The organism is Pseudomonas sp. SZ57, from assembly GCF_009495975.1.
Classification (GTDB): domain Bacteria; phylum Pseudomonadota; class Gammaproteobacteria; order Pseudomonadales; family Pseudomonadaceae; genus Aquipseudomonas; species Aquipseudomonas syringae.
On sequence record NZ_WIBD01000070.1, the window covers coordinates 1 to 251 of the forward strand.

Sequence of the window (251 nt, forward strand, 5' to 3'; positions counted from 1 at the left end):
ACACTATGAGGCACCCGCCGTATCGGTGATTATCCCCGTAGGCCCAGGACATGGCCGATACCTGATTGACGCGCTTGACAGCCTGATAGCCCAGGATACCGATAGCTGGGAGTGCATTGTCGTCAACGACAGCGGCGAGCCCATTGACACACGCGGGCATGCATGGGCGCATGTGGTAGATGGGCTACAGCTGGGCGCTGGCAATGCGCGCAACATTGGCGTTGAAGTGAGCAGGGCTCCGCTGCTCTGCT

The 251-nt window shown here is 60.2% G+C and carries 1 protein-coding gene; it reads left to right on the forward strand.

Annotation, left to right across the window (positions count from 1 at the left end; translation table 11 throughout):
• The coding region (locus GE543_RS27285; RefSeq protein WP_218571934.1) for a glycosyltransferase family 2 protein at nucleotides 1–251 on the forward strand (251 nt) is incomplete at both ends.